Origin of the sequence: Oleidesulfovibrio sp., from assembly GCF_047973035.1 — a bacterium.
GTDB lineage: Bacteria > Desulfobacterota > Desulfovibrionia > Desulfovibrionales > Desulfovibrionaceae > Oleidesulfovibrio.
Window position 1 is genome coordinate 71,088 of the sequence record NZ_JBKEBF010000015.1, and the last position, 6,072, is coordinate 77,159.

The following is a 6,072-nucleotide window of genomic DNA, read 5'->3' on the forward strand; positions in this document are numbered from 1 at the left end:
CACCTGTTGCATAGCAACTTTTATTCGTATGAAAACAGCCGGTCGTAACGTGAACCCCGTTGCAATTCACCGCCTTGGTGTTTCCAGCAACTGGCGTAACGTTCGGGAGGCTGTTTTGTCTTACGGCATTGAATATGCCGCAGGTGCGGACCCTGCATGGCCTCTGGTACTGGCTTCGCGGGGGATTCCGTACCGGCTGCAACATCGCTCTTCCGGATCTGCGCTGTATGTTCCCGTCTTTTTAGAACAGCTTGCTGCAAGTGAAATTGCCAAGTCTGTGCAGGAGAATAAACCCGCTCCTGCACCGCCCGTGACATTTCCTGCCTTACGCACAGGCAGTGCTACGTTTTGGCTGCTGCTGTGTGTGATTATATGGCATGGAATAAGGATGCACTGGTGGCCTCAACTGTCCGCCAGCTTGCCTGCTGCAATGTCAAATCTGTCGGCTGATCAATGGGCAGAGGCAGGACGTGTGGAAGGTTTGCGTATACTTGCCGGAGGTGAGTGGTACAGAGTGGTGACAGCGCTGACGCTTCATGCGGACAGCAGACACCTGTTTGGAAACATTGTTTCCGGTGGTATTTTTCTGGGGCTGCTTTCTTCACGAACAGGCTCCGGCATTGCGTGGCTGATGGCTCTTATTGCAGGCATTTCAGGTAATGTATGCAGTGTGTTGTTTTCGGGCTACTATTACGCGAGCCTCGGATTTTCCACTGCAGTTTTCGGGGCTGTGGGCGCTTTATGCGGAACAACTCTGGCTTTTGGCGGTCACAGAAGCACCATTAAAGCTGTTACTGTAGTTGCCGCGGGGTTAGGTTTGCTCGCTATGCTGGGTATGGAAGGTGAGCGGACAGACATTACGGCGCACATCTTCGGCCTGATTTGCGGGTTTGTTGTCGGGCAGCTTGGGGGCAGGTTGCTGTATATTGACCGGCTTTACGGCACGGAGTGGCAGGCGCGGCTAAATAAACCCTGCGGTCTGTTGGCGGCGATAATTGTAATGGCAGGATGGTGGGTTGCACTCGCTTGATTTGTCGGCGGATGCAGAACAAGTTTGTCAGCAATTAGCCCTGTTTGTTTGATGACCGCTTAGTGCCGTGCTGTGACTGCTTATTTTTAAAAAAAGAGTATTATAGCTTGTTGCGGCTGGTCTGGGCTGAACTGCTTGTGCTTTTTTAATATTTCAACTGCTTGTATCAGTTGTTTTTTTGCAGTCGTTTTTGGGAATGCCTTTGTAACGGCTACGACATACTACAAAGAAAACGGCTGCGGATTTTTCCGCAGCCGTTTTTTTAGTCAGAGCTCTTTAAAGCTACTTAGCGCTATTCGGTGGCATTTTTCGTTTTTAAAGCCTCAACAGCTTCATTGGTGGCGTTGGTAACAGCTTCCAGCGCAGTTTCAGCAGCTGACTGGACTTTTTCCATAGTTGCATTTCCCAACGCTTCCAGACTGGTTCCGTTTTCTGCAGGGCCGGCTGTTTCCACAACCACTTCCTGAATGATGACGTTGCTGGTCGCATTTGCGGCAGGGGCTGCGTGTTCCGGCAAAAGTTTTTCCGGCGCATCCGTTGTGCCAGAGTCAACGTTATCTTCTACAGCGGGTTTGTCAGCCACACGCACGCCGACCACGTATTCCTGATCGACAATCCACTGACGGTTAACTTCAGTCATGTCTACCGGTTTATTTTCCCACTTGTCCCAATGCTTGGAACGCATGGCTACGACCACTTTAGGTGCTTCTGCCACTGCGGCGTCAAAGTCTGTCCACTCATCAAGTTCGATAAGGTTTTTTCCGGCATAGTAAGTATAAGTGCCGGAGTACACCTTGTACGTGACGGGGGTGTAGCCTTCTTTGATGTAGTTGCCGAGCAGTATGCCCTGATCGCGGGGGCTCATCACCTTATCAAGCGATGGTGCAGTGATAAGGCCAAGGGGCTGAATCCAGATGGTAGCGAACAGAACTGCAACGAGAAGTGCGCCTGCTCCACCGGCTTTAGGAGCCGCAACCCACATGGCGGCCGCACCCAGTGCGCAGACTCCGCCCAGAATCCACAATCCGTCGATATCCAGAGGCCAGCGGATAGCTTTTGTCAGCCACTCCCACTGGAACATCTGGCCAAGCTGCAGCGTTACAAGAGCGCCCGCAAGGATGACAAGAAGCAGCGCCAGCAGGCGCATAAGCCATTTTGCGCGGGTCTGCGAAAGGGCCAGAACGCCGGAAGCTGTAAGTACTGCCAGCGGGGCAAACAGGGGCAGCAGGTAGATGATGATTTTGATGCTGACGGCAGAAAGAATTATAAAGCCGCTCAGGAATGCAATCCAGATGTAGGCCATACCTTCTTTTTGAGGCGTACGGGACGCGGCAACCGCTTTAGCCCCTTTTTTTGTCAGCAGATAGCCAAAAGGAAGCACGGGCAGAATAAGTGTCCACGGCAGCCACGCGGCAGGCAACGTTGCCATATAATGCCACCACGGCTGGGCGTGATGCCATGTCTGGGTTGCGCGGCGGTAAATCTGGTCATGGAAAATGTTGTGCAGGAAGTCCGGGGCCTCTGTAAGGTAGGCTCCCATTACCCATGCCAGCAGGATAGTCACCATGACACCGAAGCCGATGGCAACATCACCGGCGGCAAGGCGTCGGGGTTTGCCGCGCCAAAGCAGGAACAGCACAGAGGTAACAATGGGGAAAGCCAGACCGAGCGGGCCTTTTGTCAGGGTGGCAACAGCAGCAAATGCAAAACCGCTTACTACCCAGAACATGGCCTTATCTTTTTGCCAGCCTTTGAAAAGACAGATGTGGCTGAGCGTAATCAGCGTAGCGAACAGAAGGTCCATGCGCGAGTAATGCGATACGCCGATGAAATAAAATACGCTGAGCAACACAAGGCCGGCGCCGAAGGCAACACGCTTGCTGACACCCGCAACAGCGCGGGCAAGAGCGTACGTGGCCCACAGGTAGAGCAGAGCTGACACAGCAGCGCCGGTAAAGAACAGGCGCGGGCCGATGCCTTCGGCTCCTTTTGCGATGAGTCCGGCAGCTTCCAGAGCTTGCTGGACGCCAGCCAGCAGCCAGAAGTAGACCGGAGGTTTGTCAGGGTAGGGCACACCGTTAAGATGCAGCACAATCCATTTGCCGAAGTTGCTTACATGCTCGAACACGTTCGCATAGCGCACTTCGTCGGAGTACCACAGAGCGCGGGCGTCAACCAGAAATACCGTTTGCAGCACCAGCAGAATAGTGAGCGGAATAAGCGGCTGGAAGGCCAGAATATCCAGAATGCGTTCGCATACTGTGCGCTGCGGGGCGGCAGCAGCATCCTGCGGCTTATCACCGGTATCATGCACAGGTTGCTGAACCTCTTCGCCGATATTTGCGGTAGGTGTGTTTTCAGTTTCTTTCATTGTTCTTCCTGTTCAGGTGCGTCCAAATAGAGTGCATCACAAGGGCCGAAAACATGCCCAGTAACGTGCCGAAAAAAACGTCACTCAGATGATGTTGTCCCAGATAGATACGGCTGAAGCCCACAAGGGCACTATAGCAGCCGAAAGCCAGCGCGAACAGCATTCCTGCTATATTACGACCTGCGCCGGTCAGGGGCAGCATGGAGCCAACAATTTCTGCAGTATGACCGGAGGGCATGGAATGATGACCGGGGCTGAATGAAAACGGCATGTACAGGCCGTCCACGCCGGGGCGCGGCTTGCCTATTGCAATTTTAAAAATCCGTACAAGCAGAAACGCAACAAGCAGCTGAGCGATAACCCATGCAATGACAAAGTTGCGTCTGCGGCGCGCCAATTGCGGATTTGAAGCTGCCAGCACAGACTTTTGGGCTGCTTTGACGTAAATGCCTATGTAGATCACATAAAGAAAGGGGTTGCCCCAATCGGTAAGTACTTTAAGCCAATATGTAAGCTGAGGGTTGTGGTATCTGTACGTCTTATAAAAAGATACTACTGTTTCGCCGGTGCCGGCAAAAGCCGCTACCATAGCCAGCATAAGCAGCATGGGCAACAGTGCCAGCGCGTAAACAGAGGCAGAATGGGTATTACGCATGCCGCCTTATAGGCTGATTTTAAGTAGATTGGAAGGGTAGCCGCAGGGGGTTTTTCACTTAACTGGATTGACTTGCCGAGAGGGTGTACTTACATACCTGCATCACTGTTTATATATGGGGTAACAACGCCTCCGGAGTCTTTAATGTCTTTTCTTTCCCTGCAAAAACGATGGACCATGACAGATGGGTATCGTGACGTTCTGGCCGTGGGGCTGCCGCTTGTAGTTAGTATGGCTTCATCAACGGTGATGCAGTTTACTGATCGTATTTTTCTTAGCCATTATTCTGTGGATGCTATTGCTGCGGCCCTGCCTGCATCAATAGTCAACTTGTTGTTTCTGCTCTTTTTTATGGGTGTTGCAGGGTATGCCAACGTTTTTATAGCGCAATACTGCGGTTCTTCAGCACCGCAGCGTGTAGGTGCCGCTTTATGGCAGGCTATCCACTTCAGCCTGATGGGCGGTGTTATTCTGGCATTGCTGTGGTTTGCTGCCCCGTTGATGTTTTCTCTGGGCGGACATGCCGCGACAGTGGTGGAGCTTGAAGTTATTTACTTCAGGGTGCTGACTGTCGGTGCTGTTTTCGGCCTGCTTTCCAGCGCCATCAGCTGCTTTTATTCCGGCAGGGGCATTACTCGTCCGGTAATGATCGCCAACGTTGTGGCCATGATTGTGAATATTCCTCTCGACTATGCCATGATTTACGGTGTCTGGGGATTTCCTGAAATGGGCATAGCGGGAGCGGGGCTTGCGACGGTAAGCGGCTGGGCGCTGACATTTCTGCTGCTTGCTGCGGTGACATTTACACGTAAAAATGATTATCTTTTCGGTGTGTTGCGCAACTGGCGTCTGGACGGCGAGCTTTTTATGCGAATGATGCGCTTCGGGCTACCCAGCGGTGTGAACTATTTTTTTGAGATTTTTGCCATTACCTTTTTTGTTTTTGTTATTGGCAGGCTTGGAAAGGTTGAACTTGCTGCGACCAATATCGTCTTTTCAATCGATTCACTGGCCTTTTTGCCAATGCTGGGGCTGAATATTGCCGTGAGCACTATGGTGGGGCAGGCGATCGGTGCAGGAAAGCCGGATAGTGCCGCGACAGCCGCTTCCAGCACATTGCATCTTGCTATGGCTTGGATGTTTTGTATCGGGGTGCTGTTTATCATTTTTCCGGGGGCACTGCTGGACTGGTTCAGGCCTTCGGATATTTCGGTGGCTGAGTATGGGCCTATCCGTGACTCCGGTATTATTTTGATGCGCTTTGTGGCGTTTTATTGCCTGTTTGATGCTATTTCATTGGTTTATTTCGGGGCAGTAAAGGGGGCAGGTGACACTTACTTTGTCATGTGGGCTATGGTCGCAAGCTGCCTGACAATGGTTGTGGCTATTGTGGTTATCCGCCTGTGGTTTGACGCCGGTCTGATTTCGTTATGGTTTGTCCTTACGGCGTATGCGGTCTCGCTCAGCCTGTCGGCCCTTTTGCGGTACAGAGGCGGCAAATGGCGTAATATGCGTGTGGTTGAAGCCGCTCCGCCAGTGGAAGAACATTCTGCAATCAGGTAGCGTTGGCACATACAGCTTCCCTGACTGCTTACGATGGGATGTGGCTGTGCTTCGGCAACGGTTGTTGAATGTACTACCTGCCCCTGCCATTGTTGCTTGGTGTAATTAAGGAAATTCAATCCTCTTGTGATACAGGCTGACCACTTCTGGTGATATAATTAAAAGGCATCCATTCTCGGATGCCTTTTTTTGTATGCAGAAACCCCCCCGCTAGGCGGGGGGTTCCGTAAAGCTTAAAGCTATAGAGATATTAGTAAAACTCCTTTTGATTTGCTAACTAATCCCTGCGGTCTGGCAACTGCAGGTGGCAAATCAAAAGGAGGCCACAATGGGTGACACTAAGAGTTTAGCCCACACAAAATGGAACTGCAAATACCACGTAGTGTTTGCGCCAAAGTATCGGCGGCAAGTTTTTTACGGAGAGAAGAAGCGCGCAGTGGGTGAGATATTGCG

General features: G+C 51.8%; 5 protein-coding genes. 3 read left to right on the forward strand and 2 right to left on the reverse strand.

The annotated features are described in order from the left end of the window. The first annotated feature begins 28 nt into the window (after positions 1-28). Positions 29-1,030 carry a rhomboid family intramembrane serine protease gene (locus ACK5LI_RS04530; protein ID WP_416946667.1) on the forward strand — a complete coding sequence of 334 codons (1,002 nt, stop codon included), beginning with the start codon at positions 29-31 and terminating at the stop codon, positions 1,028-1,030. Positions 1,031-1,322: 292 nt separating this feature from the next. Here ACK5LI_RS04530 and ACK5LI_RS04535 read toward each other — a convergent pair whose 3' ends face one another. Both ACK5LI_RS04535 and ACK5LI_RS04540 read right to left on the reverse strand, forming a co-directional pair. Then, a complete protein-coding gene (locus ACK5LI_RS04535) occupies positions 1,323-3,401 on the reverse strand; it encodes an ArnT family glycosyltransferase (RefSeq protein WP_416946669.1) in 2,079 nt (692 codons plus the stop codon). Further along, positions 3,388-4,056, reverse strand: coding sequence for a phosphatase PAP2 family protein (locus ACK5LI_RS04540; protein WP_416946671.1), 669 nt, complete (start codon positions 4,054-4,056; stop codon positions 3,388-3,390). Before ACK5LI_RS04540 ends, ACK5LI_RS04535 begins: the two co-directional genes overlap by 14 nt. Positions 4,057-4,200: 144 nt before the next feature. Between ACK5LI_RS04540 and ACK5LI_RS04545 the strand changes: the two genes are divergently transcribed. After that, on the forward strand, positions 4,201-5,619 hold the full coding sequence (locus tag ACK5LI_RS04545; protein ID WP_416946673.1) for an MATE family efflux transporter: 1,419 nt from the start codon (positions 4,201-4,203) through the stop codon (positions 5,617-5,619). 328 nt (positions 5,620-5,947) lie between these two features. Then, positions 5,948-6,072, forward strand: a 125-nt coding sequence (locus ACK5LI_RS04550) for a transposase (RefSeq protein ID WP_416946413.1), incomplete at its 3' end; no start/stop codon positions are given.